Source organism: Paenibacillus sp. SSG-1 (genome assembly GCF_002224835.1).
Classification (GTDB): domain Bacteria; phylum Bacillota; class Bacilli; order Paenibacillales; family Paenibacillaceae; genus Paenibacillus_AQ; species Paenibacillus_AQ favisporus.
The window spans coordinates 1,920,887-1,947,309 of the sequence record NZ_MBRK01000001.1 but is presented as its reverse complement, the minus strand read 5'-3'; the positions used below and the strand labels follow the sequence as shown (position 1 = coordinate 1,947,309).

The window sequence follows — 26,423 nt, the reverse complement described above, 5'->3', positions numbered from 1 at the left end:
ATGTTCAGGGCAAAAAAATAGCAACCTATGGGAATGCAAACCACAGCTCACCAATTCATTGCAACTGGCTGACATATCCCGTTCGGAAGTAGTCCCTATAGCTTTGCGTCACTGCTTTTCAGCAGTTTTGCCTATGGATTTTACATGTACATTTTTATAGAAACTAATGAATAATTAGTAACTATAAATTGTTCGTTTTCCAAACCTAGTCTACCATAATTTTCATGGATATTTCCATTCTTTTCAGAAATTAACCTGCATACATCTTCATATCCAAGAGTTGATCCATTTCCGGCGTATAAATTTCGATCGGCCCCTTTGCTTTCGAACAGACCGCGAGCTTATATGGTCCTTCCATAGGGATCAGCATAAACTGATAATTGCGTGCTTGAATGTCGGGACCGCTGTACTCCATTTTTCCGTCGGGACGAACCGTGATCGTAAATGAGCCCAGCGGCTGACTTAATCCTCTGCCGATGCACTTGGTATAGCTTTCTTTGAGCGTCCATATGTCATAAAACCGGTTCAGCCGCTCTTCTTCGGTCAAGTGTTGAAGCGGTTCGAGTTCAGCGGGTGAAAAACATGATTCAGCCATTCCCGGGTTCACAGGGAGCACCTGCTCGACATCCACTCCAAGTTCAGACGGGCCGAGGGCGGCTACCACCCAATCTCCGGAATGGGAAAGATTAAAGTGAATGTCCGGTTCGTCTGCAAAGGCCGGCTTGCCAAATTCGCTGCGTATCCATGGCTTGGAAAAGGCGGCAGCAGGCTTTACTTGGTTCACCGCCCAGCGCACCATGACTTCGCCGAACAGGCTTCTTACTGCATCCCTCCTGTTTCTGATTCGTTGTACTTGTTTGGTTCGTTCGGGAGAGACCCGTTTCATAAAATGATCGAAATGCGCCGCGGAAACGTTCTTGATCCCAAGCATATACAGTCTGATCATCAAGCCCTCCTAAGCACGCAGCTCCATTCGTAATCACCAGGTCCGCTTACAGCAGCTTTTGCTACTAAAATGAAAGGTGCGAAATCTAGTGCATTTTCCCCAATTCATCGATTTGTTTAGGATGAACCTCCTACGAAAAACGAACATCCATTATTACTATTCGGCCAATTTTTCCTATTTTTTAATAGCTTCTAGCATTTGTACACAAATTGATCAACAAATTAGGTACAAACGTCTACACGCGACGCCTCTGGGGACAAGCCTCGCATCCCCTTCAGGCATAAAAAAGCCGGATCCTCGGAAACCAAGAATCCCGCCTTTACCCGTACATCACCGCTGACCCGGGGCAGCTGCGTGGGAATAGCTCTCCTACGAACGAGCCTTTCAACGAAAAAACCGCCCGGCAGCAGCCGGACGGTTGTACTTGATTGTAGCGTATTGTTTTTGGCAGGGCTGAACTTATCCTTCAGCCGTGACAAGCTGGTCGTCGAAATATACCGTTTTGCCGGTACGGGCCGACTCGTAAATGGCCTCCAGAACTTCCGTTACGACCAGCGCCTGTTCCGGTTTGACCATCGGCTCGGTATCGTTCAGAATGCTCTCGATCCAGAGACGGCATTCTCTGCCGGCTTGGCTCTCGGAATTGCCTGCGAAGTAGGCAACCCCGCCTGTCTTCAGCTCCGGCTTCTTCGTATACAGCACGCCAAGGTCCTCACCGTTGATGCGCAGGCCGTCCTTCATGTCCGCGCCGCCTTCCGTACCGGACAGGGAAGCCTGAGCTTCGCCCACGTCAAGCGTGTTGAGCGCCCAGCTCGCTTCCAGAATGACGGTTGCGCCATTCTCCATCGTAATAAAGCCGAACGCAGAGTCTTCCACCTTAAATTCTTCCGCCTTCCATGGGCCAAAAGCGTTGGCAGGGCTTTCCTTGTCGCCAAGCTTGTAGTACACGTTACCTTTGACGCTCTTTACCTTGTAGTTGTCCAGAAGCCAGAGCGTCAGGTCCAGTGCGTGCGTACCGATATCGATCAGTGGTCCGCCTCCCTGCTCCTCCTCGTTCAGGAACACGCCCCATGTCGGCACGGCGCGTCTGCGGATCGCATGCGCTTTCGCAAAGTAAATGTCGCCGAGGTCGCCTCTTTCACAAATTTGCTTGAGGGTCAGGGAATCCGGACGATAGCGGTTGTCATAGCCGATCGTGAGCTTCTTGCCGGTCCGCTTGGCGGTTTCGACCATCGCTCTAGCCTCTTTGGCTGTCTTGGCCATCGGCTTCTCACACATCACGTGTTTGCCTGCTTCGAGGGCGTCGATCGTAATAAAGGAGTGCGATTTGTTCGGTGTGCACACATGCACGACGTCAATGCTCTCATCCTTCAGCAGTTCTTTGTAGTCGGTGTAAATTTTGATCGTATCCTCTTTGCCGATTTTGCGGGCGGACTCGATGGCACGCTCTTCGATGATGTCACAAAACGCCACCAGCTCTACGTTTTTCTGGTTAACCAGGTTCGGGATGTGCTTGCCGTTGGCGATGCCTCCACAACCAACGATTGCTACCTTCAATACTCTATCGGTATTTTGCGCCATGACTCATTCTCCTTTTCATATATAAAATGGAATTGTACCCAAATTACAAAATTTCCCGTAAGTACTTCAGACTCTGACCGATGCTGTCCAGCTGCGGAATTTCATATTCCTCCTGCTCGACCGTAAACCAGTTGACGCCGTACTGCTTGCCTGCAGCCGTAATGGCACGGAAATCCATGATGCCGGAACCGATTTCCGTATTCCGCTTGTCCTCCAGGCTCTTCATATCCTTAATGTGCAGAATGGCGCAGCGCTCTTTGTATTTGTTGATAAAATCCACCGAGCGCAGTCCGGCGTGCTCCGCCCAATATGTATCCAGCTCGATGAACAGATGATCAGGGTCCGTATTGTTCACCAGCAGGTCCAGCCCATATTCGCCATCGAATTTCTCAAATTCAATACCGTGATTGTGGTAACCGAAGCGGATACCGCTCTGCTTGCAGCGTTCGCCGATGCGGTTGAACAGCTCCGCAGTACGCTTGTAACTGTCAGCGCTGTTTCTCATTTCCTCCGGAAGACCGGGACAGATGATGTAAGCGCTATTAATTTCCTGCGAATACTCGATCGTCCGATCCAGGTGATCCGTCAGCTCGGATACGCCGATATGGCTGCCGGCCGCCTGCAGGCCATACTCGTCCAGCGCTTTCTTCAGATCCGAGGCGGAAGTATTGAAATAACCGGCGAATTCGACGCCATCGTAGCCGGTCTCCGCAACCTTCCGGAGCGTCCCGAGAAAATCGGTTCCTGTCAGTTCTTTGATTGAATATAACTGCAATGCCACCTTTTCCATCCTTTGCACCCCTTCCGTTGATACAAAGTAACGATACCAAAATCCCTCGATAAGTTATACAATGAACCTATTCTAATATATTAAATATTTGTCATTGTATAACGGGAGCGTGCGAAAATGACCGAGCCTTATTTTGAGTCGAACCGCCCATCCATCGGGACGATCCACTATCCGTACGAATGCATGATCCATCAAAGCGCCGGCAGCCGCTGGATCGTTCACGCCCACTGGCACATGTATATCGAGATTCTTTATTTTCTCACGGGAAAAGCCAAGGTGTTCCTGGGAGGAGAATCCCATACCCTGAGCAAGGGCGATCTGATCGTGATCCACTCGCATGAAACCCACTCCATCTATGCGCTGGATGGGGAGCCGGTCTCTTATATCGTCATTAAATTCGATCCTGAAATTTTGTACTCGACATCCAGAACCGTATTCGAATCGAAGTACGTGCTGCCGTTTACGATGGCGGAATCGAACAATCAGCGGATGTTCGCCGAGTCCGAAATCAAGGACACGGTCGTCCCGGGCCTGGTTCGCGAAATTTATGACGAATTCACGACCCGGTCTTACGGCTTCGAGCTCGCGGTCCGGACGCTGATCTGCAGGCTCTTCCTGTGGTTTTTGCGCGAATCGAAAAACCTCGGCCTCCATTGGGATGTTGCCCACTCCCTAAAGGAGATGGACATCCAGATGCTGCAGAAAGTGTTCGAGTACATCGACGACAACTACCGCTTTGACATCAACGCCCAGGCCGCCGCGCGGATCTGCAACCTGAGCTACAGCTATTTTTCGCGCCGCTTCAAAGCGATCATGGGCAAGACGTTTACCAATTATTTGAACTATATTCGGATTACCGAGGCGGAGAAGCTGCTCCTGACCACCGAGATGACCATGACGGAAATCGCCCAGGAGACGGGATTTTCGAGCTCAAGCTACTTTATCCAGCAGTTCAAGCAGTACAAGAACATTTCGCCGAGCCAGTTCCGTAAAAAGGTCAGCAGTGAAAATGTTGAAATCCAAAACTCCCTCATCCGCAAAGATATGATATAATAGTCCGGCGCAGCACCCTGCGCTTAATTGAAGAAAATCCGCGCGTTACCGCGCGGGAGAGGTTCGCGAACTCCCTCTATAAAAAACTAAGACTGCCCTCTTTGGCCATAAAGACCGGGCTTGTTTTTTTACGGATCAGTTCAAGAATCCTCTCTCTTCTGCCGGAGTCAGGTGTTTTCCAGCCCTGCCTACCGGACCAAATCATGAAGGAGAGGTTTTTTTATGCTCAAAAACGAAAAAGCGGTCGTCGTGTTCAGCGGCGGCCAAGACAGTACGACCTGCCTGTTCTGGGCGCTCCGGCAGTTCAAGGAAGTCGAAACGGTTACGTTCGACTACGGTCAGCGCCACCGGCTTGAAATCGAATGCGCGCAGTCGATCGCCGCGGAGCTCGGCGTGAAGAACACCGTGCTGGACATGAGCCTGCTCAATCAGCTCGCCCCGAACGCACTGACGCGAAGCGACATTGAAATCACGCAGGAGGAAGGCGAGCTTCCCAGCACGTTCGTGGATGGCCGGAACCATCTGTTCCTGAGCTTCGCCGCCGTGCTGGGCAAGCAATCCGGCGCCAGACATCTGGTCACCGGCGTATGCGAAACGGACTTCAGCGGTTACCCCGACTGCCGGGATGCTTTCGTCAAGTCCCTGAACGTGACGCTGAACCTCGCCATGGACTACGACTTTGTCATCCATACGCCGCTGATGTGGCTCGACAAAGCGGAAACCTGGAAGCTTGCCGACGATCTGGGCGCCTTCCCGTTTGTACGCGAACGCACGCTGACCTGCTATAACGGCATCATCGGCGACGGGTGCGGCAAATGCCCTGCCTGCCGGCTGCGCAAGGCTGGTCTTGACAAGTACCTTCAATCCAAAGCGGAGGCGCTGCAGCCATGACCAAGACTCCCGGCGAATTCCGTATCGTGGATCGGCTGCAAAAGCTGGGGGAAGACATCCAGCCATCCGACCTGCGCTATCATCATAAGAGGGTGCTTGTCAGCAAAGAGTTTACCTTCGACGCCGCGCATCACCTGCATGCCTATGAGGGCAAATGCAAAAACTTGCACGGCCATACGTATAAAGCCGTTTTTGGGATCAGCGCCTTTCCGGACGAGGTCGGCATCACCGCCGATTTCGGCCTGATCAAGCAAATCTGGAAGGAGCGGATCGAACCTTCCTTGGACCACCGCTATTTGAACGAAACGCTGCCTCCGATGAATACGACTGCCGAGAATATAGTCGTTTGGCTGTTTGATCGGATGGAAGATGCGCTTAACTGCGGGGATTACCGAATCGAAGGCGGCCGGACCGAATTCGTCCGTCTGTACGAAACGCCGACGAGTTATGCCGAGGCGAGACGGGAGTGGATGTACGAATGAATATTCCCGTGCTTGAAATTTTCGGCCCAACGGTTCAGGGCGAGGGCATGGTCATCGGCCAGAAGACGATGTTCGTACGCACGGCTGGCTGCGATTACCGCTGCTCCTGGTGCGACTCCGCATTTACATGGGACGGCAGTGCTAAGGCGGACATCCGCCAAATGAGTGCCGCCGACATCTGGGAGGAGCTTCAGCGGATCGGCGGCGAGCGCTTCTCCCACGTCACCCTGTCCGGCGGCAATCCGGCTCTGCTGCCCCAGCTTGGCTCTCTTGTGAGCCTGCTGGAAAGCCACGGGATCCAGATAGCCGTCGAAACCCAGGGCTCCCGCTGGCAGGACTGGCTTGACGACATTCACGAAGTCACACTGTCGCCGAAGCCGCCGAGTTCCGGCATGGAGACTGACTGGGAGATGCTGGACAGCATCGTGACCCGGCTTGCGGCCAGACCAGCCGCTTACGCGTACAGCTTGAAAGTCGTCGTCTTTGACGATGCCGATCTGGCCTATGCGACCAATGTCCATGCCCGGTATCCGCAGGCGCCGATGTATCTTCAGGTCGGCAATCCCGACCTGAAACGGATGGATATCGCGGGCCATGCCGCCGACCTGCTCGCCCGCTATGAGCGGCTCATCGACGCGGTGGTCGCTTCCCCCGAGCTGAACGCGGTCCGCGTGCTGCCCCAGCTTCACGCGCTGGTGTGGGGAAATAAGCGCGGCGTTTGACCAAATCTGCAGCGGCCTTAAGCTCGCAGATTCGGGCGGATGCCAGCTGAAAGCATTTTCCTATTGAACAAATTAGAAACGATCCAGGAGGAATTACGATATGTCTGGAAGACAGCCGCACGAAATGAAGGATTTGACGCTTCTCGGCAACCAGGGGACCAAGTATGTGTTCCAATATGACCCTGAACTGCTCGAGAGCTTTGATAACAAGCATGCCTACCGCGATTATTTCGTTAAATTTAATTTTCCCGAGTTTACCAGCCTGTGCCCGATCACGGGACAACCCGATTTCGCCACGCTTCATATCAGCTACATTCCCGACCAGAAAATGGTTGAGAGCAAGTCGCTGAAGCTGTACCTGTTCAGCTTCCGGAACCATGGAGACTTCCATGAAGACTGCATGAATATTATTATGAACGATCTGATCAAGCTGATGGATCCGCGCTATATTGAGGTATGGGGGAAATTCACGCCGCGGGGCGGCATTTCCATCGATCCGTACTGCAATTACGGACGCCCGGGCACCAAGTATGAGCAGTGGGCGGAGCAGCGCATGATCAACCACGATCTGTATCCGGAGAAAATCGACAATCGTTAAGGCAATAAGCCGACATACGCAGCAGCCGCGGGATTTCCTGCGGCTGCTTTGCGTACACCTGAGCGTTTTCTTTACGCCTCCTCCTTCGGCCAGGCAGCCTCCAGCTGGATCCCGTTGTTATCAAGAAAGATGAAATTGCGAATGAGGCCCTGATCATAAATGTCCGTCATGACAACCTCGAGCTCTTGCAGCCTTTTCCGCAGCTTCATCCCGTCGGTCTCCGAATGCAGGCTAAAGGCTACATGCTGCAGCGCTCCTGGAAGAAACCGGTTCAAGCTGGACGAATTTCTGTCGGCCGCGAGCTGCTTGATCTCTTCAGAGCTCTGGCTGATGACAGCCTCCTCGTATTCAAAGAAATGAATTCCCCAAGACCGGGTATCCCCCGGCTTAATGAAGCAGTGACTTCCTCTTTTCCCGGCAGCAGAGAAAACAGGACCAGCCTCCATGCCAAGCGTGTGGACGTAAAATGCGATCGTTGCGTCAAGATCGGGTGTCACCAATGCCGTATGGTGAAATCCTTGCCAGCGGACATCAGGCGCCGACGATTGAGTTTGAATGTTACTCATCTGATCCATCTCCTTTAACACTTTAATTAGAATTCTAACTATATGAACAAAAAAAGAGGACTCGCTTCCTCTCTTCTATTAGCGGTCCATGCGCTGTACCACTCTGATCAGCAGACTCCTAAGGGATTCATACTCCTCCGTGGTGAACTCCTGTCTGACCGCATGATCGATCCGCTGCGTCAAATGCCGGGTCCGAGCGGCAAGCTCCTTGCCGGGCTCCGTCAGGTAGATTTGCTTGGAGCGCGCGTCTTCCGGATGGTCGCGGCGGTAGACCAGCCCCCGCTTTACCAGCCCGTTGATCAGACTTGTTACGCTGGGACGCTCGATCATCAGGATCGGCTCCATTTCGGACGGTGTAATACCGGGATAATGGTCGATAACTCCGAGGGCACTCCACTGCGTGTGTGTGATGCCGTATGGCTTCAACAGCCCTTCGAGCTCCCTTCTCATCGCGATATAAGCCGTCTTGACCAGGCGTCCTAGCGGGCCTGTGTCCCATTCCCAAACGTTCCCATTTCCTTGCTCGCCACTGACCATGACCAAACCTCCATTTAGTTAGAATTCTAACTACAACTCTAAATCACGCGCATGGATTTGTCAATTTCCCAGTGTCACTTGGGCCATTGTTACATACGCTATGTTAACGACGGATTTGGGAAAGGAGCCCGCCATGCTCGTCTTCATTCTGCCTTCCCTCCACCTGCGCCACGCACAATCAACCGCCTGTTCCGTACAGCAGGAGCTCCCTGATTCGAATGTCGTCGTGCTGGAACATGGCAGCCTCGGTTCCCGGATGAACCAGGAGCTTGCCTCGTACCAGGAGCCCTACTTTCTGACGCTGCACGCGGGGGAGCGGCTGCTCCCGGGTATGGATACCTTCCTGCGCACAGAGCTTTGCTATCTTCCCGAAGCGTCGGCCGGCTGTCTCTTCAGCCCTACAACCCCAGATGAGGGCGGACGCGAACGATTCCAGCAGCCCAGAGGCCCGCTGATCTGGCGAACGGACGCTGTCATGGCACCGCCTTCACCAGGTTTCACGGAAACAGCGCTGCTGCCTTTCGAATCCTACATCCTGTTAGACAAACAATACCAGCTCAACGCCGCTTTTACCTGGACTTCTCCCCGCAATTGTCCGGTGGTTCCGGCTGTCTCCTCCCCGTTACCCTGGCAAAAAAAGCGTGAGGAGTGGGAGCTGCTGCGTCCGCTGCTCGCTGCACCGATCCAGGTTGAGCCAGGGACGGACGCGTCACATAAAGTGCCGCTGGTAACCGTCCTGTTATGTACTTATAATGATGCCGATTATATTCCTTGGGCTGTCCGTTCGGTCATGGCGCAAACGCTGCCCGATTGGGAACTCTTAATCATCGATGACGGGTCGACCGATCATACGGAGCATATCTTGGATTCGCTGTATCCGGACCACCGCATCCGAACCTGCCGGCTGAAGCGCAATTCGGGCAAGGCCCATGCTCTGAATTCGGGATTGTCCATGGCAAAAGGCAGCTGGCTGCTAGAGCTCGATGCCGACGACTGGCTGTCCCCCGACTGCCTGGAACAGTTATACAGCAAAGCTAGCCTGCACAGGCAGGCAGGCGTTATATATGCCGATCACGTTCAATGGGAGGAACGGAAAAACAAGCAGCTGATCTATCAGGGCGTACGTACCGCGATTCATCCTTTCTCTACTGCCCGTGTAATCAAAGCCGGCATTCCCATTGCCCCGCGGATGTTCAATACAGCCAAGCTTAGATCGTTGTCCGGCTGGAACACCGATTCCCCGTTCGGCGGCCGTCTGTACGAAGATATCGAAATCCTCGCCAGAATGTCGGGGTCCGCCGAATTGTTGCGTGTCAATAGGGCACTGTACCATCGGCGAATCCGCCTGCACAGCATTACGCACCGCCATGCAGATCATTACCCGGAATGGCTGAGCTGGATAAACGCCGGGGACAATGGGACTGCACCGAAACCATGATCGTTTACTGAGGCAGGATGCGGACCAGCGCTACGCTGCCCGTGGAAATATTTACGCGCTGCGTCGTTGGGATATAATTAGTACTCACCGTATCCACGGCAAGTATACCGCCTGAAGAAGAAACCAGGGTGCCCTGGATAAACTGATTGGGCTGCAGCACCTCAACGTGTCTGCCAACAAAAACGGCAAGTGCTTCCTCAAAGGTCATATGCTTTCCCTCCTGAATTCACTAAGGTTATGAAACGGCCAGCAAGCTGCGGAACGGAATCAATACGTTGCTTCCATCCGGTTCAAGAACCTGGACATAGTCTTCGCCTATCAGAATCAAGGTGCCGAAAATGGTTCCTACTGGCGTTTCCAGTGTGACTCGCGTATTGATCCGCGGTGTGAGCAAGGCCACGATGCCTGATGGCCCATTACCCGGCGCTGGTTCTGGTCCTGGGGCTGGTCCTGGTCCTGGTGCAGGTCCGGGCCCTGGTGCTGGTCCTGGTGCTGGGCCTGGCGCCGGTCCTGGTGTCGGGCCTGGTGCCGGTCCTGGACCGATGCCCAAGCGGCTGTTCAGGTTGGCAACCTGCTGCTCCAGCTTGCTCACTCGAGCCGAAAGCTCCGCCACGGTACCCGCCACGCTCTCGAACTGCTGTTTTAGTTTCAACAGCCGGTGCTTGATATCATGGATCACTTTCAGAAGCGGCCACGTTCTTTTCCTATGGTGATGCCGCTTCTTTTTGTGATGGACATGTTTTCCGTAATCCTTCGTGTGTTTATTCATGAATACCAATTTCACTTGACCTACCTCCTTTATAGTCACTGGTACAATATGTAGGTAGATAACGATGGGGACCAGGCCAAGTGGAAGTTGATCAAAATGCCCAGCGGTAAGCCTTTACCCGGGCAATTTCCCTAAAAATGATCCTCTCGTATGGTGTTATACCCAAACGTAAGGCAGACCTGGTACATATTTTGTACATAGACAATCGTTTAGGGAGGAGAGTAACGCTTGAACAAACCGATGAACCGATCCAGGAAGGGATCCCGTCCATTGTCTGCCTCCGCGGCCCATAAATCAAAAAGCAATCATTCCGCCAAGCCAAAACATACCCTAGACCCGCATATAACCGCACTTGCTTCAACAGGCAATTCTCTGCCGATGGAGCCTTTTCCAGGGCAGCGCCTTGGGGCGTATTCGCCCCCTCGCTTCCCAAACACCGCTCCTCCTGCAATGGAGCCCATGCAGGATCTTCGAACAGCAAAACCCGGTCCGGATTCGGCGGTACCCTATGACATTATCCGATTTCCCGTTATTGACTGGGAGTTCCGCTGGCAGCGCCCGCAGCAGTTGTCCCGGCAGTTCGCCGCACGAGGTCACCGCGTTTTTTATATAACGACGGACGTCGTCTGCATATCAAAGGAGCACGCCGCCAGGGATGAAGTCTGCCGATATGTCAAATTCAAAAAGGTAGACCGGAATGTATGGCTGGTGACCCTCTGTGCCCATAGACATCTAAACTTGTATCAGGACCAAATGGACAAATTGGATATCCAATATTTGAAATGGTCACTGGAGCATGTCCTTGCCAAATTTGCGGTCACCTCGTATGTATCCATTGTCGACCTTCCGTTTTGGACTCCGCTTGTCACGGCGATGAACCGGCACAACATCATATATGACTGCATGGACGATCATGCCGGGTTTTCGACCAATCATGCCGACGTTATTCATCAGGAAGACCTGCTGATCCAAAAAGCAAATGTGGTGCTTACTTCCTCGCAAGTGCTCCATCAGCGCGTTCGTGAGCTGAATCCCTCATCGATTCTGGTGCGCAACGCTGCCGATGTCAGCCATTTCGCCGGCTGGGCGGGCAGCGCCCCCGCAGAACTCAGCAGCATTACCGGCCCGGTGATCGGCTATTACGGCGCGATCTCGGATTGGTTTGATATCGGTTTGATTGAAACGATGGCCCGGAACAGACCGGAATGGACCTTTGCCTTAATCGGCCATACGTTCGGCTGCAACACCTCCGGGGTGGAACAGCTGCCGAACGTCCTGCTGCTCGGGGAGAAGCCCTATGAGGAGCTTCCCGGCTATCTTCACCGTTTTGACTGCGCGATCATTCCGTTCGTCCAGAACAACTTGACCCAGGCGACAAACCCCGTCAAGCTCTACGAATATTTGGCGGCGGGCAAGCCGGTCGTTTCCACCCCTTTGCCCGAGCTGACCGAAATCGCCGCGGACATGGTGGAGATCGCGGATTCCCCTGCAGCGTTCGAGGCGGCGGTGGAGCGGGCGCTCAGCATCGAGGCTGCTCAGCCGGAAGCCGCGAGAATCCGGCGTAAATTTGCCATGTGCAATACGTGGGGGCATCGATACGAAATGCTGCATCGGGCCATTGTGCAGCATATTTTTCCGAAGGTCAGCATCGTCATCGTGACCCATAACAACTGGTCGTTCACCCGGCAGTGTCTGAACAGCCTGCTTCGGAAAGACGCCTATCCGAACATGGAGATCATTGTAGTCGATAACGGTTCCACCGATCAGACCCGTGTTCAGCTTGCGGCGTTGGCGCAGAAACCGGTGCAGACCGTCTTTTCACCCATCAATCTGGGGTTTGCCGAGGGGAACTCATTGGGAGCAAGCTGTGCCACCGGCGAATATCTGATTCTTCTTAATAACGATACGATCGTTCCCGACTCGACCTGGGTTCCCAAGCTGATCCGGCCGATGCAGGAACACAGCGATATCGCCATGACCGGACCGATGTCCAACCACGTAGGGAATGATCAGGCGCTTGACTTTTTTATCGGTGACCCCGTACAGGGAGCGGATCCCGGCTGGCTGCGGGAGTTTTATGAAAATTACCGCGGACGCATCCGCGAAACCGAACTGCTCGGATTTTTCTGTGTGGCCATCCGGCGCAGCGCATTTGAAGAGATCGGGACGCTGGACCGTCATTACGGCATCGGTATGTTTGAAGACGACGATTACTGTGAACGGGTCAAGCAAGCGGGTTACCGGATGGTGATCGTTGAAGACGCCTTTGTGTACCATCACGGCAGCGCAACGATCAAGAAGCTGAAAAGCCAGGAATATCAATCGCTGTGGGAACGAAACAAGCATTATTATGAAGCAAAGTGGACCAAGTCGTGGCAGCTGCCCAAGGGTCCGTTGAACCCTTTTAACTTGTCCGCAACCCCGGAAGAAGTCCGGGAACAGGCCGATGCTCTCTATCCTGGAGAAAAGTGGGTGCTGCTGCTTGGTGAATTGTCCTGGAGTGACGAACCTGCAAGATGGCAGCAGCTGGTGAAGCAGTTCGCCCAAAGGGACGACTGCACCGTGATTGTCTACACGCTGACATATCTTCAGCATCCAGTCGTTGGCATCCGCAAGGCCGGCCCCCGGCTCTATTTGACCAACCGGATCGATTTGTTCAGCCAGGTCAGCTTCGATTTAGCCGTTTATTGCGGGTCGCAGCAGGTGTTCGAAGAGATTCATGCCGATCGTTATGCGGTGGACAGAAAATGCTACCAGGCTAGTCAATTCGAGCCGCTGGCCGCCAAATTACCGGAAGTTCAGCTGTACGATGAGCCTAAAGCGTCCCAGATCGTTCAGCAGTCACTTGCATGATAGGCCTTTACGTCGATGGCTGAATCATTCGTTTTGAGGCAAAGAGATGTCACGATAAAGCCCTCACCCGGATCCCGGATTATTCCCGGTTCGGCAGTGAGGGCTTCAGTTCTTTTCATGCTTCAAAGGTTTGGAGTGCTCTTACCATTGCCTTTCAGCTGCTCCAAATAGCGCCGAATGACGGACGGATGCTCTCCTTGAAAAGGGACCGTGGCAATTTGGTACTCTTTATGGCTGTAATTCCAATCCGGTTCCCCTACATTGTTCAGCAGATTGACATCTCCTCTGCGGTTGTCGTTATATTTGATCCGCTTGCCAATCGCATAGTGGTAATGGTATACGTTAACGTCGGCCCGCCCGCGCGGAAGGCTCCAAATGCTGGCTCCGCCGGCCGCTTCCAAAGTGCAGTGATGCTTCTCGTCCCGGTAACGGATGCCTTTGCCGGCCCTCCACATCCGGGTGATGTCATTGGACCAGCGCTCATCCCCTGGACTGTTGACCCGAATCGTGTTCGGATCCCTCCAAAAGTTCACAAACGGAAATTGATAGACATCAACGGCGGTGTTTGCCATCAGCTCAGGCAGCAAATCCCGGAACCTGTCGTCCATCATTTCATCGATATCGAGGTTCATAATCCAGTCTCCGGTGGCCTGACCAATCAAAAAGTTCCGCACTTCCGATTCGTTCCAGTCCTCGGTATAGGGAAGACCTGTCTGCGGCATCGTAAACAGCTTGATCGGATACTTTGTCTCCAGCCGGGCAATATGCTCCAGGCTTCCGTCCGTGCTTCCCCCATCCACGATAATGATTTCATCGGCAAAGGCTGCCACGCTCTCCAGATACAAAGGAACAAAGGTCTCTTCGTTCAGGATCGGGACAATGACCGATAATGTCATAGATTCTGCTCCTTCCTTTCCTGTTCATCCCATGCTGCCCTTGTTACGAGGGAACGCCTCACAGTCAGGGCTTACCCGCCTGCTTTTTCCCGAATCAGCTCGTTCATCGACTCCCTGTCTCCGCGAGCAGCTCTGTATCGTTGAAAAAGTCTGTAATTATGCTCATAATGGGGGTTGCCCTGCGGACCTACGAAAGGATGCCAGAAATGGTACATCAGTCCGTCGAGACGGATATGCTCGCCCACCAGTGTATCCATCGTATAAGCAAAAGCCTCGTCCTCCCCGCCCCAGCCGATGAAACGCTCATCGTAACCGCCAATCCGCTCAAATGCGCCCCGGCCGACAATATTTAAGCCCCCGACGAAAAAAGCGGCATGTTCTTCCCTTGTATCCGGTTCGGTTCCCAGGGGCCAAATGGCTTCTCCCTCTATGACCAACCTGGAGACGCGCTGCGTCAGCCGGTTGATCCGGCTGAACGGAATCACCCACCGCCCCTGTTCAATCCAGCGGACTGAATCAGCCACCAGCTGTGGGTCGTAAACGATATCGCCGTCGGCAATGATGAAGATGCTGCCGCTTGCCCGGGACGCCGCCCGGTTAATCGCCCTGGATCTGCTGAAAGGTTCATCCGCGCCGATCTCCCCGATGCAAATGTCCGCCGTGGGCAAAATGTGCTTGTAAAACCGAAGGACAAAGGACAGCGCCTCATCCCTCGGCCCGCCGTCGGGCTGGTATGGAATCAGAACGGACAAATCGTCATGCATCCACATTTCACCTCCGCCTCTGATAGATTAACAGGCTGCCGGTCTATGCTTTTCGAAAAACACCGAGCTCCCGGTATTTCCCCGTGCCGAACGTATCCGCCAGCTTTTCATAATGCTTAAAACCGGTATTCTCCATCAGCATCTTCTTCTCCGTTTCCATGGCATCTCCGGATTCCCAGAAGAGCAAACTGCAGACGCTCCGGTCCAGCTGGGCAAGAAACCGCCTGCAAGCTTCCGGATCTTTCATGATGTGGTAAAAAACGGTCAGCAATAGTCCGATATCGTATTGATGCACGGCTTCAGATTCTTCAAATCGCTCCGTGATGACGGAAAATGCCGTCCGCTCCATCGCGTTCAGCTTGTGAAGGAGGGAATGGTGGTCCGGATCCGGTTCCACCCCGGTGACGTCTGCCCCTTCCCTGACAAAATGCCTGGAATAGTATCCAATGTTGCAGCCGATGTCCAGGACGCTCCGCCCTTTCAGCTTCCCTGTCCCCAAAAACCGGGCAATGTAATCCAGCCTTGTTGGATACGTCTCGTCCCGCTCACTGTGCATACTATAAAACTGTGGATGCAGGATCGGCGTGTAAATCAGCCTTCGCTGCTGGTCCTTCATCGTTTGCTCGACGTCAGCCGCTGCCGCGGAGTGAAGCCAGACCTTATAATCCTGCAGCGGAATTCGGACCGGAATCCTCCGAAAGCCAAGGCAATACAAAAAACAAGCCCTGTGATGTCCGTCCAATACGTTGAAATATCCGGCCGGATTCCATTTCGCTTTGACCGGATGATCGAAAAAAAAGTCCGATCCGCTGCGGAGCTCAGACTGCATATTTTCGTATTCCATCCGTCTTTGAATCAACAGCCCTTTACGGGACATTGGAGGGGTTATTCCCCGAGTTGCATGAATATGCTCATACCAATCCAGGTAAGCATCCGGCGCAGCCCCCGGCTCCCCGGCAAAGTAACGGTACAGTTCCCGGTGCGGAACGAGCCGCATGATGGAGATGTCGGCATACTGAAGATGGTGTTCGTACCAACGGTCAGTAAACGATTTAATCAGATGGTCGGTACGGGCCGATCGAACATCCAATTCGGTGAACAGCAGCTCAACAGGGATTTCAGTAACTACGTAATCTCTGCCGGAACCATGCCCTGTCATATGGCGCTTCCCCCCATTCGGTGTTGATTTTGACCAAAGCCTCTGAGCTTTAACCGTGCGGCTGTGCGCCCCGGAACAAATAAGTGGCAAAGTCACGGTGAATATAATCCTTGAACATGCGCTTGGAAGCGGTCGGATACCGGTCCAGCTCCTCCTCCGTCCAAACGCTGCGATGGGTTTCGTATTCGTTGCCGTATTCGGCGCCCTGCGGCCAATCAGGCCCAATCGGAACGTTCAAGAGCAGGCTGCGGCATTGCTTCAGACAGGCTTCAAGCAGCCAGATCCCGCGCTCCTTCTCAAAATGCTCAAGGACATCGCCCAGAATGATCAGATCATAGGCTCCAAGCTGCCGTTTCATCATCAGTTCATAGGCATCCCCAATATATATATGGTTGTAAAAGTATGGATGATAGTCGTCCACATTTTTCGGAAAAACTTCGACCCCCTCAATCCTCGTCTGCCATTGCTCACGAAAGACGCGCCCCTGCCAGACATCGAGAAATTCCCTGCAGAGCATGCCCCACCGGCCGAACCCGATCCCGATGTCAAGAACGCTGGACGGGGCCGCCTGCCGGATGAGTTCCACGCAATAACACAGGTTCTGCCAGTTGGATGTGCCCATGTGCTCGTCACCTCCTAAATTCCGAACAAGACGTCAAGCCAGCGTTTCACGCCCGCTTCGATGGTCCAGTGCGATTCGATTTCCGCTCTGCACAGAAGCCCGATTGCCCTTAAACGCGATCTTACCTGCAGGCAGCCGTCAATGGCCTGGATAAATGCCCCGGGATCGTCACGGTCCAAAATTAAATGATGCCCGCTGGGATGGGCTGCTTCCTTTACGTATCCGACGTTGGTGGACAGCACCGGTTTGCCGCTGGCAAAAGCCTCAAGCGCCGTCGCTCCGCCCCCTTCATTCGCCGACGTGATCAGAAGCAGGTCAATATCCCGATAGAAGCGCGGCATCTCTTCGTGCGCATATGCTCCTGCCGTTTCAACGAAGCGCACTTCCGGCCGGCCGGCAAAATGACTTTTGATCGGCTCGTACAGAGCCGCATAACGTTTGGATGCCTTTCTCGGATCTCCCGCCCACCCGATGACGAGCGGCCGGCCTTCCTGCTCCAAGGGCTCCCCGTCCGCAGGATCGGGATGGAACAGTGTATGGTCGACAAAGTGTCCGATATGGCGGACGGAAGCAGCCGGTGCCATCGCTGCGAGGCACTCGGTCAGCTTCAGATTCATCGCCCCGATCGAGCCGATGCGGGGAATCACCAGGCGTAAAAAATCGGGATCGGGTTCCGGCTTGTCAGCCCATTCACGGAACGTGTCGTAATTTTTGCTGAAATAATAATAGGAGACCGCAGCGGATGAATCGATCCGGATATGCTTAAAGATAGCAAATGCCGCCAGGCCCAGGCACATGGCGGAGATGCGGGAATATTCCCGGTTCAGCGCCTCGCTGCCCCTGCTCCCGATGCTCTCCTCCAGTTGTTTGGCAGACATGATATCCAGGCAGGGATGATGCTGTTGAATGATCTTGGCCGTCTTGCCCAGGATCCACCAGTCGACATCGTAAATAAGCAGATGCTTTTCGACCGTCCTCGCCTCCTGTCAGGCTTCTGGCCGGAATACAACCCGCCAGCCGCCGCAACTGAATTACGTCCTATACGATCATATTCCAGCGCAGAGCCGCGAGTTACGGGAGGGAGCAAAATATGGGACCGACTCCGCAAAAAAAGGCAGAAACCGCATGGGTTTCTGCCTTTTGCTCATTATTGAAGCAGCTGTTTCATTCTCTGTATGGTCTCGTCATTGTAGGGCAGGTTCACCGTGGCACGAAGATCATAAGAATCCTCCACCTGGAACGTAATATGGCTGAATTCAAGCAGCCCCACGCGCGGATGGTAGATTTTTTTTCGGCCTTCCTTGACGTTCAGCACATCATGCTGGGGCCACCATGTCCTGAATTCCTCGCTTTCCTTGTTCAAATCTTCAATCATCCCGCTCCACCATGGATCCTCAACATTGAGTCCGTATCCCGCACGAAACTGGGCGAGCCGAAGCCGGGCGTTTTTCTCCCAGCCCTCGCCCAGAAGCTCCTTCGTATAGGGAGAAACGAACATTCTCCAAACCGAGTTCCGCTCCCTCACCGTCATCTGCTCATAATCGCCGAACACGAGCCGTGCCGCCCTGTTCCAGCCGACGATATCCCAGCGGGAATTGGCCACAAACGCCGGGTGTTCCCCCTGTTCGTCCAGGAACGTCTGCAGGAGCGGACTGATCGCCATTTCCGGCTGCTGATAGTGAAACGGCAGAAGTCTTGAAGCCAGCAGAAACAGATGCTTCGTTTCATTCTCATCCAGCTGCAGCGCCCTGGCGATGCTCTCGAGCACCTGAGTGGACACAGAGATGTCCCTTCCCTGTTCAAGCCACGTGTACCAATCGACACTCACGCCAGCAAGCAGCGCCACTTCCGCCCGCCGAAGGCCGGGCGTTCTTCGTCTCCCTCCGCCGGGGAGACCTGCCTGTTCCGGAGTCAGACGGGCCCGCCGGGTCTGCAAAAATTCGGCAAGCTGGCTCGTACGCTGATGCGTTGTCTCCATGTAAAGACCCTCCATTTCTATCCGAAGTGGGCAAGATGACCGATACCTAGGAGCACCACTCCTAGGATAAACCGCTCTCTTCATCCCCGTTTCTTCTGAATATACACTATACAACACATCGATGGGTTTGAAAAAGATCATTGGAGGGGTTTATGGAATGAATGGAACATCCATCACGGCCGGGACCAAGCCGGCCAACCAAAAAAACCGGTCTTCCTGGCTGCTTGCTGGGCTGTCCCTCGGCTACTTCATCGTGCTGCTGGACACGACGGTCGTCACGGTCGCACTTCCTGCCATCCGGGATACGCTGGGCGGCGGACTCAGCGGAATGAGCTGGGTAACGGGCGCGTATACGATGGTATTTGCCAGCATGCTGCTGGGCATGGGTTCGCTGGCCGATCGATTGGGGGCAGCCCGTGTTTTCTTGGGCGGGATTGTCTTGTTTATGCTGGCTTCGGTCCTCTGCGCCGTTTCGCCTGCCATCGGCTGGCTGATCGGCTTCCGGGCGCTGCTCGGCGTCGGCGGTGCGGCACTGCTGCCGTCTTCCCTGACGATCATTGCGGAGACCTTTACGGACGCCGCCAGCCGGACCAAGGCGCTCGGCATCTGGGCGGCGGTGTCGGGCTTGGCGCTTTCCGCCGGTCCGATCATCGGCGGCATTCTGGTTGACACCCTGGGGTGGCAGAGCATTTTTCTCCTGAATATCCCGGTAGGCATCCTCAGCTGGCTGTGGACGCGGGCGAACGTGGACTTTTCGGCCCGGAAACCCGCGCCGTCCGGCATGGATCCGGCCGGTCAGCTGGCCGGCCTGCTGGGTGTGGCGGCACTGACGAGCGCTTTTATGGAAAGCGAAGACCTCGGGTGGGGATCACCTGTCATTCTTGTTCTGTTTGCCGCCGCCGCTTTGCTGATCGCCCTGTTCGTCTGGATCGAAAAACGAAGCCATTCGCCGATGCTGCCCCTATCCTTGTTCAAAAGCCGTGTGCTCGTGACCGGATTAACGGTCGGATTGCTTATTAATTTCGGCCTTTCCGGCGTGCTGTTTGTCATGACGCTGTATTTCCAGCAGCTTCATCGTTATTCAGCTATGGGGACGGGCCTTGCATTTCTTGCGCTGACGCTCCCCATGGCGGTGAATCCCATGCTGATGAGCAGGCTGATCAGCAAGTATGGAGCTGCACGCACCATTGGTACAGGATTTCTCCTGGCATGCAGCGGAATGCTGATCCAGGCTCTCCTTCCTGCAGATCCAGGGTATATTCCCACAGGAATTTCGCTGCTGCTGATTGGCTGCGGCATCTCATTCATCCTGCCGCCGCTCGTCTCCGTCGTGATGAGTGCAGCGCCGCAGGGCAAGACGGGAACGGCTTCCGGCGCGCTGAATGCCTTCCGTCAGCTCGGCGCTACGCTGGGAGTGGCGCTGCCCGGCGTCCTCATGGCCGCCGCCCCCGATTTGTCCCATGGCGTCATGAGTTCCTTGCTGCTCACAGGCATTTTGTGCCTGGCTGGAAGCGTGCTCGTTTTCCGCTATATCGGGGGCACATCAACCAGTTCGTCTCGAAACCGCTAATCGTCAAAAAGCGTGCCAGGAATTTTATTCGGTTGGCACGTTTTTTTGCTTGCAGGCCGACGTGGATTGACTTCCTCCATTTCGATATTACAAGCTTGAGGAGGAGGAGGAAGATCCTCTGCTGCAGACATTGGGGACTATCCTTCGTGAGGGTCAAGAGCAAGGCGTTTTCGGGGACTTTCACCTTTCCGTCATGTCCAACATGATTCAAGGCGCGATCGGGGAATATATGCTGAACCCGGCGGGTCATCGGTAGGGTCGACCTGGAGACCTGCAGCAGCGAACTTGTCCGTATCATTCATCGGGCCGTACGGGCGTAAGCAGGCAGGCAGCTTATTCCTCCCATACGTCTTCCAGGGGAAGCCCTTTCTCCTCTCTGGCCGCATCGACGACCGATTGAATAAATGCCGTTTTGGCCCGCGTGTAAGCATTCATCGATTCAGCGCTTCGAGCCGCCTGCATTTTAATGGCTCCGTACTCCTCTACGAGTTCCGGATGGCGGCGCAAATAATCGCGGAGCAGAATTTCATTGCGGGTATGGAATTGTTCATCATAAGGCATCAGATGAACATTGTGCGTCCAGATTCCCTCTGTCGATTTGGCAAATAAATGCCTTCCGCGCATTCCGGTCTCAACATAAGAATAGCTGGCCGGATCCAGCAGGTCTATGTAATAAGCAGCCGGACGAAACGGATTCACGCCGACGAACATATCAACTACTGGCTTGGCCTGCTGGCCGGGAATGGCCGTGCTGCCGACATGCTCGAACACGACCGCATCCAAGCCCGCTAATCCGGACAGCCGTTCTTTCTCCAGGGCAAACACTTCCGCCCATTCCGGCATATAATCCACGATTTCGATTACGCTATCCATCACACACACCTCTTTCGAATGTTTTGCCCCCAACGGCCGGAACTAAGCTGCGGCCGCTTCCGTGCCTTTCCATCATACACACCCTAACCGGCAGTTCCAACCCTGTTTTTCCAGACTAACAGCACAAAAAAAAGCCGCGCATGCGCGCGGCTCGAGCTTATTTGCCCGTTGTTAGGTTCACCGTATTGGAGGCTCCGTCCCACACGACCGAGTAACCGGATATTTCCGACATGTTGCGAAGCGGAAGCATCAGCGAATTCCCCTGGAGCCGGGAGGCGGTGATGTTTACCGTTTTGCCGTTCACGACAGCCTTGCCGGAGAGCGCCTTATGGGTAATCTTGCGATTTCCCGTGTAGACCGTCACCGTTTGAGTACTGGCGTTCCATTCAACCGTCCCGCCCAGCAGCTCGAAGCAGGCGCGAAGCGGAATGTAGATGCGGGAATCGACCATGATCAAATCCTGCTTCAGCTGAGCTTCTTTTCCATTCACTACCAGCTTACCGTCAAACGACTGCACGCCCACTGCATAGCCGTGATTTTGGGCGATTGTTTCAAAACTTTGGCTGGAGGTTGTTATTATAGCCAACGTATGCAGGGGCACCTGCTCGAACAGCCAGTGGATCTCGTCATTGTACATGCGGATGCATCCCGCGCTGACGTACTTTCCGATCGAGTTTTTGTTGCTGTTGCCGTGGATGGCGTACGTCGTCCCCATCGTCCCATTGACATTGAGGCCGATCCAACGGTCACCGAGCGGATTGCGGGGATCGCCTCCCGGGATCTTTTCCTTGTAATAGGGACGGTTTTTAATCTTGTTGACGATTTCAAACGTTCCTTCCGGCGTCAGCTCTGGCGACTTGCCCGTCGCCACCCTGAACTCCTTAACCAACTTTCCGCTGCTAAAATATGCCAGTTTATTCGTCTTTTTATTGACGATAATGAGGTCTTGCGAGGCAATTTTTGCCTCGGCCCCGGCCGGAAACATCCAGCAAAAGGATAGAACTAGAACGAGTGCTGCCGCGGCATAACGGCGATAAAGGCTGCGGACTGACAGTGGCGAACTCCCTCCCTTCAGATGATAAACCCATATTCAATATATGGCGCGGGGGCGATGTCCTACGACCGTCTTATTTCAAGCAAGCGGTTCCAAAATGTTTTGTAAGCGTTTATAATGTTCGTAGAACGGACACATTTTAGGGATTTAAAGGAGTGATGATGCTGCTGCAGTACCATATAGCCGCGATGGGAGGCCGAAAACGATGGCAAAATACCGAATCTTATTAACGTGTTTATTGCTTGTTGCTTTCATGGTTAGCGGATGTTCTAGCGGGTCTTCATCTAATAGCAAAGTGAAAACGCTTACTCTTTGGTACTGGAACCGGAGTCTGGACGATAATTTGATCAACGCGGTCCAGAAGCAGTTTCCGGGAATTCGCATCAACGCCCAAAAAATCGGGGGCGACTTCAAATCCAAGCTGAAAACGACGCTCGCTGCTGGCAGCGGCGGTCCGGATATCGTGGCCTTTAACGACTGGGTCACCGAGCTGTTCCCAAGCGCCGACCGCTTCTACAACCTGTATGATCTCGGAGCGAAGGACATCGAAGGGGACTACCTGGACTGGAAATGGCAGCTTGGGGTTACGCCAAAGGGCGAAATGATCGCCATGCCGATCGACACGGGCCCAACCGCATTGTTTTACCGTGCGGACCTGTTCGAGCAAGCGGGTCTCCCGACTGATCCGGAAGAGGTTCATCAAATGATGGGCACCTGGGAGGACTATTTCGCCGCAGGCGAGAAGCTGCAGAAGGCGCTCGGCGGCAAAGTGAAGCTGCTCGACAACATCGGCCAAGTCTATACCCAGGTCAACGCGCAGTCGGATAAAATTTATTTTGATAAAAATGAAAATTTCATCGGCGAGGATCCTTCCTCTTCCATGAAGAAGGCATGGGACCTGGCGGTCAAAGCCTCCCAAATGGGGCTGCTCGCCAATGCCAGCACGTTCTCCTCCGAGTGGAACGCCGCGATGAACAACGGCAAGATCGCTTCCTTCGTGAGCGCGGTATGGGCGAAGCAAATCCTGATGGACGCGGCCCCGGATACGAAGGGCAAGTGGCGCGTCGCAAGAGCTCCGGGCGGAGACGGCAACAACGGCGGTTCCTTCCTCGCCATTATGAAAACGAGCAAATACCCGAAAGAATCCTTCGAGGTGATGAGCTGGCTCCTGAATCCCGAAAACCAGGTGACCAGCTTCAAGGAACTCAACCTGTTCCCTTCCGCATCCAAGGCGCTCGATTCGGACGTCATGAAGCAGAAAGAGGACTTTTTCGGCGGGCAGGCTACCGGTGAAATTTTTACGGAGTCCGCGCGCAACGTGAAGCCCTCCTATTTCGGCACGAAATACGCCAACCTGAACGGGATCGTGAGCCGCGAGTTGTCATCGGTCGCCCTTCAAGGCAAAAACCCGGATAAAGCATGGGAAGATGCACTATCCAGAGTGAAAAAGGAGCTGCTGCGTTAAACGGTCATACCATCCCGACAATGGAGGTAGAGTCTTATGGGTCAACCATTACAGAAGCGAACTCAATTCGATCCCGGCAGCTCCATGCAGGTGCCGGAGCGGAAGCGGGGATTGGGGTCTGAAATATGGAAGCACCGGAAAGAATACCTGGCCATCTCCCCTTTCTATATTTTGTTTGCCGTCTTCGGCTTGTTCCCGATCCTGTTCTCGATGTATCTTTCTTTCCAAAAGTGGGACGGCATCGGCGTGATGACCTTTAACGGTCTGAACAATTATCAGTTCATGGTCACCGATCCGGAATTTTGGAAGGCGGTCGGCAACACACTTTTGATCTGGATTTATTCGACCATTCCGATGCTGTTCTTCGCGCTCATCATTGCGTTTTTGCTGAATGCGTCGTTCGTGCGGTTCCGTACCTTTTTCCGGATCGGTTACTTTCTGCCGAACGTCACTTCACTCGTTGCGGTGGCGATTGTGTTCAGTACCGTGTTCTCCAACAACTACGGACTTTTAAATTATCTCCTGTCCCTGTTCGGGATTTCCCCCGTGGAATGGCTGAACAAAACCTGGGGCATCCAGCTGGCCGTTTCCATCATGGTCATCTGGCGCTGGGTCGGTTACAATGCCATCATTTATTTGGCGGGACTCCAGAGCATACCTACGGTCCTCTATGAGGCCGCCAAAATTGACGGAGCTACCGGCATCCAGTCCTTCTTTCGCATCACGATCCCGAATTTACGGCCGATCATTCTTTTTACCGTCATTACTTCAACCATCGGTGGCATGCAGATCTTCACCGAATCGCAGGTGCTCGTCGGCAACGACGGCGGCGTCAGCGGCGGAGGTCTGACGATCGTTCTCTACCTGTACCGCGAGGCATTCGTGAACAATTACTTCGGTTACGGCTCGGCCGTCGGCTGGGGCATGTTCATATTGATTGCCCTCATCTCGATCTTCAACTGGCGGGTAGTTCAGGGCGGCGGTGCCAAAGATGAATAAACGGGGTGATACGCATGGTTAAAAGGAAGTCTTCTATCCTGCTGTATTTCGGATTGATCGTCGGACTCATCGTTTCCATCTTTCCTTTTTACTGGCTGGCCGTTATGGCCACGCGTACGACTGCGGAAATCTACAGCTTCCCGCCCAAGTTCTGGTTCGGGACGCAGTTTATCAGCAATGTGACGCGGGTGTTTCAGAACATCGATTTCTTCGGCGCGTTTCTCAACACGCTGTTTGTGGCCGGCTGCAGTACTTTGCTGGTCCTGTTCTTTGACTCCCTTGCAGGCTTTACGTTTGCGAAATTCAAATTTCCCGGCAAAAAGTGGTTGTTCGTCCTGCTGCTCGCCACGATGATGGCGCCGTCGCAGCTCTCGCTCGTTCCTTCCTTCGTCATCATGGCGAAGTTCGGGTGGGTAGGCTCCTTCAAGGCGCTGATCATTCCCGGCATGGCCAACGCCTTCGGCATTTTCTGGATCCGCCAGTATGCGGAGGAATCCGTTCCATCCGAACTGCTGGACGCCGGCCGCATCGACGGCTGCGGCTTCTTCCGGCTCTATTGGAACGTCGCGATTCCAATCCTTCGCCCGGCGCTGTCATTTCTGGGAGCGTTCACCTTCATCGGTTCCTGGAACGATTACCTCTGGCCGCTGATCATTCTAAACGACGAGCGTAAATTTACGCTGCAGGTGGCGCTTTCCTCTCTGAACGGAATTTATGTGACCGATTATGCGATGGTCATCGCGGGCACGCTGCTCGCGGTCATTCCGCTCATCATTTTGTTCCTGTTCGTCAGTAAGCAGTTTATTTCCGACATCGCTGCCGGGGCGATCAAAAGCTGACAGGCCTGCCAGTACTTATGGAAAAGGAAGTCATATGCCGGTCCTGATAAACTGAGGAACGCTGTCAAAAGAACCCTTGGCAAATGGAAAAAGGAAAACCCGCCCATCCGGGCGGGTTTTCACGCTTTTTATAAGCAGGCATATCACGGGGCCATCATCGCTTGAACACGACGTCAACAGCGATTGGCCGGTGGTCTGAAGCTTCCGTCCTGATTACCCGTTGATTCGAATGCTGAACTTCAGGGGACGTTACGATGTAATCGATTGTTTCGGACGGCTGGTCGGCCGGAAACGTATAGGCATCTTCGATTCCTTGAAAGCTGTTGACGAATAAACCGTTGGCTAACAGAGCTTCAACCTCCGAACTGCCAGGTTCCGCATTAAAATCCCCCATGAGAAGCTTGGGTCCCTTAACCGTGGAAGCCAGGTTAACGATTTCCTGTACCTGCGCCTTCCGGCTTTCGGCATCGAGTCCCAGATGCGTATTATACACATCCACATGAACTCCCCGTAAATTGACCACCGCATGCAGAACGCCCCGCTGCTCATCGCCGAAGCTGCTGAGCAGCACATTGTCAAAGCGGAGGATCGGATACTTGCTCAGGATGGCGGTCCCATATTGGCGGTTGTTCGCCTGGCCATCCGCCGGTTCCAAATCCAGATTGGCACCATACGCGTAGTGATAGCCGAGCAAGCCTGCTAATTCCTTGGCTTGGTCCTGAAAGTCGCTCCGCTCTCCGAAAAACCGGTCCACTTCCTGAAGACCAACGATCTCCGCGCCGGAATCCCGGATCACATCCGCAATTCGTTTCAGGCTAAGCTGTTCATCCAAACCGACGCCATGATGTATGTTGTACGACATCACGGTAGTGCGAATTTCCTTGCCATTCCCGTGACCAGCCGCCATGGCGCTCGTTGAAAACAATGATACGATCAGCAGACTGACGATCGATGTGATGAAGTGTTTTTTCATGATTA

General features: G+C 53.9%; 28 protein-coding genes and 2 riboswitches. Of the genes, 12 read left to right on the top strand and 16 right to left on the bottom strand.

The window, feature by feature from the left end; all coding sequences use genetic code 11:
- Positions 1-56 precede the first annotated feature (56 nt).
- Positions 57-142, bottom strand: a riboswitch (cyclic di-GMP riboswitch).
- 108 nt (positions 143-250) lie between these two features.
- The 3 genes from BCV73_RS09215 to BCV73_RS09205 all read right to left on the bottom strand — a co-directional run bounded on the left by BCV73_RS09215 (position 251) and on the right by BCV73_RS09205 (position 3,308).
- The gene (locus tag BCV73_RS09215; protein ID WP_089546860.1) at positions 251-946 is read right to left on the bottom strand and encodes a 4'-phosphopantetheinyl transferase family protein; all 696 of its coding nucleotides are present in this window, start codon (positions 944-946) and stop codon (positions 251-253) included.
- A 459-nt stretch (positions 947-1,405) separates the two neighbouring features.
- Complete coding sequence (locus BCV73_RS09210; RefSeq protein WP_089546859.1) at positions 1,406-2,527, bottom strand: Gfo/Idh/MocA family protein; 1,122 nt, start codon at positions 2,525-2,527, stop codon at positions 1,406-1,408.
- A gap of 43 nt (positions 2,528-2,570) precedes the next feature.
- A complete protein-coding gene (locus BCV73_RS09205) occupies positions 2,571-3,308 on the bottom strand; it encodes a sugar phosphate isomerase/epimerase family protein (protein ID WP_163873271.1) in 738 nt (245 codons plus the stop codon).
- Between the two features lie 126 nt (positions 3,309-3,434).
- Here BCV73_RS09205 and BCV73_RS09200 point away from each other — a divergent pair, with 126 nt between their 5' ends.
- The 5 genes from BCV73_RS09200 (at position 3,435) to queF (ending at position 7,063) form a co-directional block, all read left to right on the top strand.
- A complete protein-coding gene (locus BCV73_RS09200; protein WP_076167260.1) occupies positions 3,435-4,370 on the top strand; it encodes an AraC family transcriptional regulator in 936 nt (311 codons plus the stop codon).
- Between the two features lie 52 nt (positions 4,371-4,422).
- A riboswitch (PreQ1 riboswitch) is annotated at positions 4,423-4,466 on the top strand.
- Between the two features lie 126 nt (positions 4,467-4,592).
- Positions 4,593-5,261, top strand: coding sequence for a 7-cyano-7-deazaguanine synthase QueC (queC, locus tag BCV73_RS09195; RefSeq protein ID WP_089546857.1), 669 nt, complete (start codon positions 4,593-4,595; stop codon positions 5,259-5,261).
- Complete coding sequence (gene queD / locus BCV73_RS09190) at positions 5,258-5,743, top strand: 6-carboxytetrahydropterin synthase QueD (protein WP_089546856.1); 486 nt, start codon at positions 5,258-5,260, stop codon at positions 5,741-5,743. The genes queC and queD overlap by 4 nt, the downstream gene beginning before the upstream one ends.
- Complete coding sequence (queE, locus tag BCV73_RS09185; protein WP_089546855.1) at positions 5,740-6,465, top strand: 7-carboxy-7-deazaguanine synthase QueE; 726 nt, start codon at positions 5,740-5,742, stop codon at positions 6,463-6,465. Before queD ends, queE begins: the two co-directional genes overlap by 4 nt.
- A gap of 100 nt (positions 6,466-6,565) precedes the next feature.
- Entirely contained in the window at positions 6,566-7,063 is a 498-nt protein-coding gene (queF, locus tag BCV73_RS09180; RefSeq protein ID WP_076167270.1) for a preQ(1) synthase, read from the top strand.
- Positions 7,064-7,134: 71 nt separating this feature from the next.
- Here queF and BCV73_RS09175 read toward each other — a convergent pair whose 3' ends face one another.
- Both BCV73_RS09175 and BCV73_RS09170 read right to left on the bottom strand, forming a co-directional pair.
- Positions 7,135-7,629, bottom strand: coding sequence for a VOC family protein (locus BCV73_RS09175; RefSeq protein WP_179231937.1), 495 nt, complete (start codon positions 7,627-7,629; stop codon positions 7,135-7,137).
- A 78-nt stretch (positions 7,630-7,707) separates the two neighbouring features.
- Positions 7,708-8,166: a MarR family winged helix-turn-helix transcriptional regulator gene (locus BCV73_RS09170; protein ID WP_089546853.1), complete on the bottom strand. Its 459-nt coding sequence runs from the start codon at positions 8,164-8,166 to the stop codon at positions 7,708-7,710.
- Positions 8,167-8,299: 133 nt separating this feature from the next.
- On the opposite strand from BCV73_RS09170, the gene BCV73_RS09165 reads away from it, so the two are divergent.
- Positions 8,300-9,604 carry a glycosyltransferase family 2 protein gene (locus BCV73_RS09165; RefSeq protein WP_179231936.1) on the top strand — a complete coding sequence of 435 codons (1,305 nt, stop codon included), beginning with the start codon at positions 8,300-8,302 and terminating at the stop codon, positions 9,602-9,604.
- A gap of 4 nt (positions 9,605-9,608) precedes the next feature.
- On the opposite strand, the gene BCV73_RS09160 is transcribed toward BCV73_RS09165, so the two are convergent.
- Both BCV73_RS09160 and BCV73_RS35010 read right to left on the bottom strand, forming a co-directional pair.
- A complete protein-coding gene (locus tag BCV73_RS09160) occupies positions 9,609-9,812 on the bottom strand; it encodes a hypothetical protein (protein ID WP_089546851.1) in 204 nt (67 codons plus the stop codon).
- Positions 9,813-9,839: 27 nt separating this feature from the next.
- Positions 9,840-10,388: a hypothetical protein gene (locus BCV73_RS35010; protein WP_179231935.1), complete on the bottom strand. Its 549-nt coding sequence runs from the start codon at positions 10,386-10,388 to the stop codon at positions 9,840-9,842.
- A gap of 444 nt (positions 10,389-10,832) precedes the next feature.
- Between BCV73_RS35010 and BCV73_RS09150 the strand changes: the two genes are divergently transcribed.
- Positions 10,833-13,226 (top strand): glycosyltransferase, encoded by a 2,394-nt coding sequence (locus tag BCV73_RS09150; RefSeq protein WP_256992790.1) that lies wholly within the window; start codon positions 10,833-10,835, stop codon positions 13,224-13,226.
- A gap of 122 nt (positions 13,227-13,348) precedes the next feature.
- On the opposite strand, the gene BCV73_RS09145 is transcribed toward BCV73_RS09150, so the two are convergent.
- From BCV73_RS09145 to BCV73_RS09120, 6 genes are all read right to left on the bottom strand, one after another.
- The gene (locus BCV73_RS09145; RefSeq protein ID WP_089546850.1) at positions 13,349-14,122 is read right to left on the bottom strand and encodes a glycosyltransferase; all 774 of its coding nucleotides are present in this window, start codon (positions 14,120-14,122) and stop codon (positions 13,349-13,351) included.
- A gap of 71 nt (positions 14,123-14,193) precedes the next feature.
- Positions 14,194-14,892, bottom strand: coding sequence for a galactosyltransferase-related protein (locus BCV73_RS09140; protein ID WP_256992789.1), 699 nt, complete (start codon positions 14,890-14,892; stop codon positions 14,194-14,196).
- Positions 14,893-14,929: 37 nt separating this feature from the next.
- The gene (locus BCV73_RS09135) at positions 14,930-16,045 is read right to left on the bottom strand and encodes a class I SAM-dependent methyltransferase (protein WP_089546848.1); all 1,116 of its coding nucleotides are present in this window, start codon (positions 16,043-16,045) and stop codon (positions 14,930-14,932) included.
- Positions 16,046-16,094: 49 nt separating this feature from the next.
- Positions 16,095-16,667, bottom strand: a complete 573-nt coding sequence (locus BCV73_RS09130; protein WP_089546847.1) for a class I SAM-dependent methyltransferase — start codon at positions 16,665-16,667, stop codon at positions 16,095-16,097.
- A 14-nt stretch (positions 16,668-16,681) separates the two neighbouring features.
- Positions 16,682-17,545 carry a glycosyltransferase family 4 protein gene (locus BCV73_RS09125; protein ID WP_256992788.1) on the bottom strand — a complete coding sequence of 288 codons (864 nt, stop codon included), beginning with the start codon at positions 17,543-17,545 and terminating at the stop codon, positions 16,682-16,684.
- Between the two features lie 269 nt (positions 17,546-17,814).
- Positions 17,815-18,645, bottom strand: a complete 831-nt coding sequence (locus BCV73_RS09120; RefSeq protein ID WP_089546845.1) for a helix-turn-helix transcriptional regulator — start codon at positions 18,643-18,645, stop codon at positions 17,815-17,817.
- Between the two features lie 157 nt (positions 18,646-18,802).
- On the opposite strand from BCV73_RS09120, the gene BCV73_RS09115 reads away from it, so the two are divergent.
- Together BCV73_RS09115 and BCV73_RS35735 are read left to right on the top strand one after the other, a co-directional pair.
- Positions 18,803-20,215 (top strand): MFS transporter, encoded by a 1,413-nt coding sequence (locus BCV73_RS09115; RefSeq protein ID WP_179231934.1) that lies wholly within the window; start codon positions 18,803-18,805, stop codon positions 20,213-20,215.
- 130 nt (positions 20,216-20,345) lie between these two features.
- Entirely contained in the window at positions 20,346-20,471 is a 126-nt protein-coding gene (locus tag BCV73_RS35735; RefSeq protein ID WP_256992787.1) for a hypothetical protein, read from the top strand.
- A gap of 77 nt (positions 20,472-20,548) precedes the next feature.
- Here BCV73_RS35735 and BCV73_RS09110 read toward each other — a convergent pair whose 3' ends face one another.
- Positions 20,549-21,088 (bottom strand): GrpB family protein, encoded by a 540-nt coding sequence (locus BCV73_RS09110; RefSeq protein ID WP_089546843.1) that lies wholly within the window; start codon positions 21,086-21,088, stop codon positions 20,549-20,551.
- Positions 21,089-21,245: 157 nt separating this feature from the next.
- On the bottom strand, positions 21,246-22,073 hold the full coding sequence (locus BCV73_RS09105; protein ID WP_089546842.1) for a L,D-transpeptidase family protein: 828 nt from the start codon (positions 22,071-22,073) through the stop codon (positions 21,246-21,248).
- A gap of 412 nt (positions 22,074-22,485) precedes the next feature.
- On the opposite strand from BCV73_RS09105, the gene BCV73_RS09100 reads away from it, so the two are divergent.
- Genes BCV73_RS09100 through BCV73_RS09090 form a run of 3 tightly spaced genes read left to right on the top strand, consistent with a single transcriptional unit; the run spans position 22,486 to position 25,445 of the window.
- Positions 22,486-23,607 (top strand): ABC transporter substrate-binding protein, encoded by a 1,122-nt coding sequence (locus BCV73_RS09100; RefSeq protein WP_244364728.1) that lies wholly within the window; start codon positions 22,486-22,488, stop codon positions 23,605-23,607.
- 36 nt (positions 23,608-23,643) lie between these two features.
- On the top strand, positions 23,644-24,606 hold the full coding sequence (locus tag BCV73_RS09095; RefSeq protein WP_373309549.1) for a carbohydrate ABC transporter permease: 963 nt from the start codon (positions 23,644-23,646) through the stop codon (positions 24,604-24,606).
- Positions 24,607-24,620: 14 nt separating this feature from the next.
- Positions 24,621-25,445 (top strand): carbohydrate ABC transporter permease, encoded by an 825-nt coding sequence (locus tag BCV73_RS09090; protein ID WP_076167304.1) that lies wholly within the window; start codon positions 24,621-24,623, stop codon positions 25,443-25,445.
- A gap of 154 nt (positions 25,446-25,599) precedes the next feature.
- Here BCV73_RS09090 and BCV73_RS09085 read toward each other — a convergent pair whose 3' ends face one another.
- Positions 25,600-26,418, bottom strand: a complete 819-nt coding sequence (locus BCV73_RS09085; RefSeq protein ID WP_089546840.1) for an endonuclease/exonuclease/phosphatase family protein — start codon at positions 26,416-26,418, stop codon at positions 25,600-25,602.
- Positions 26,419-26,423: the final 5 nt, after the last annotated feature.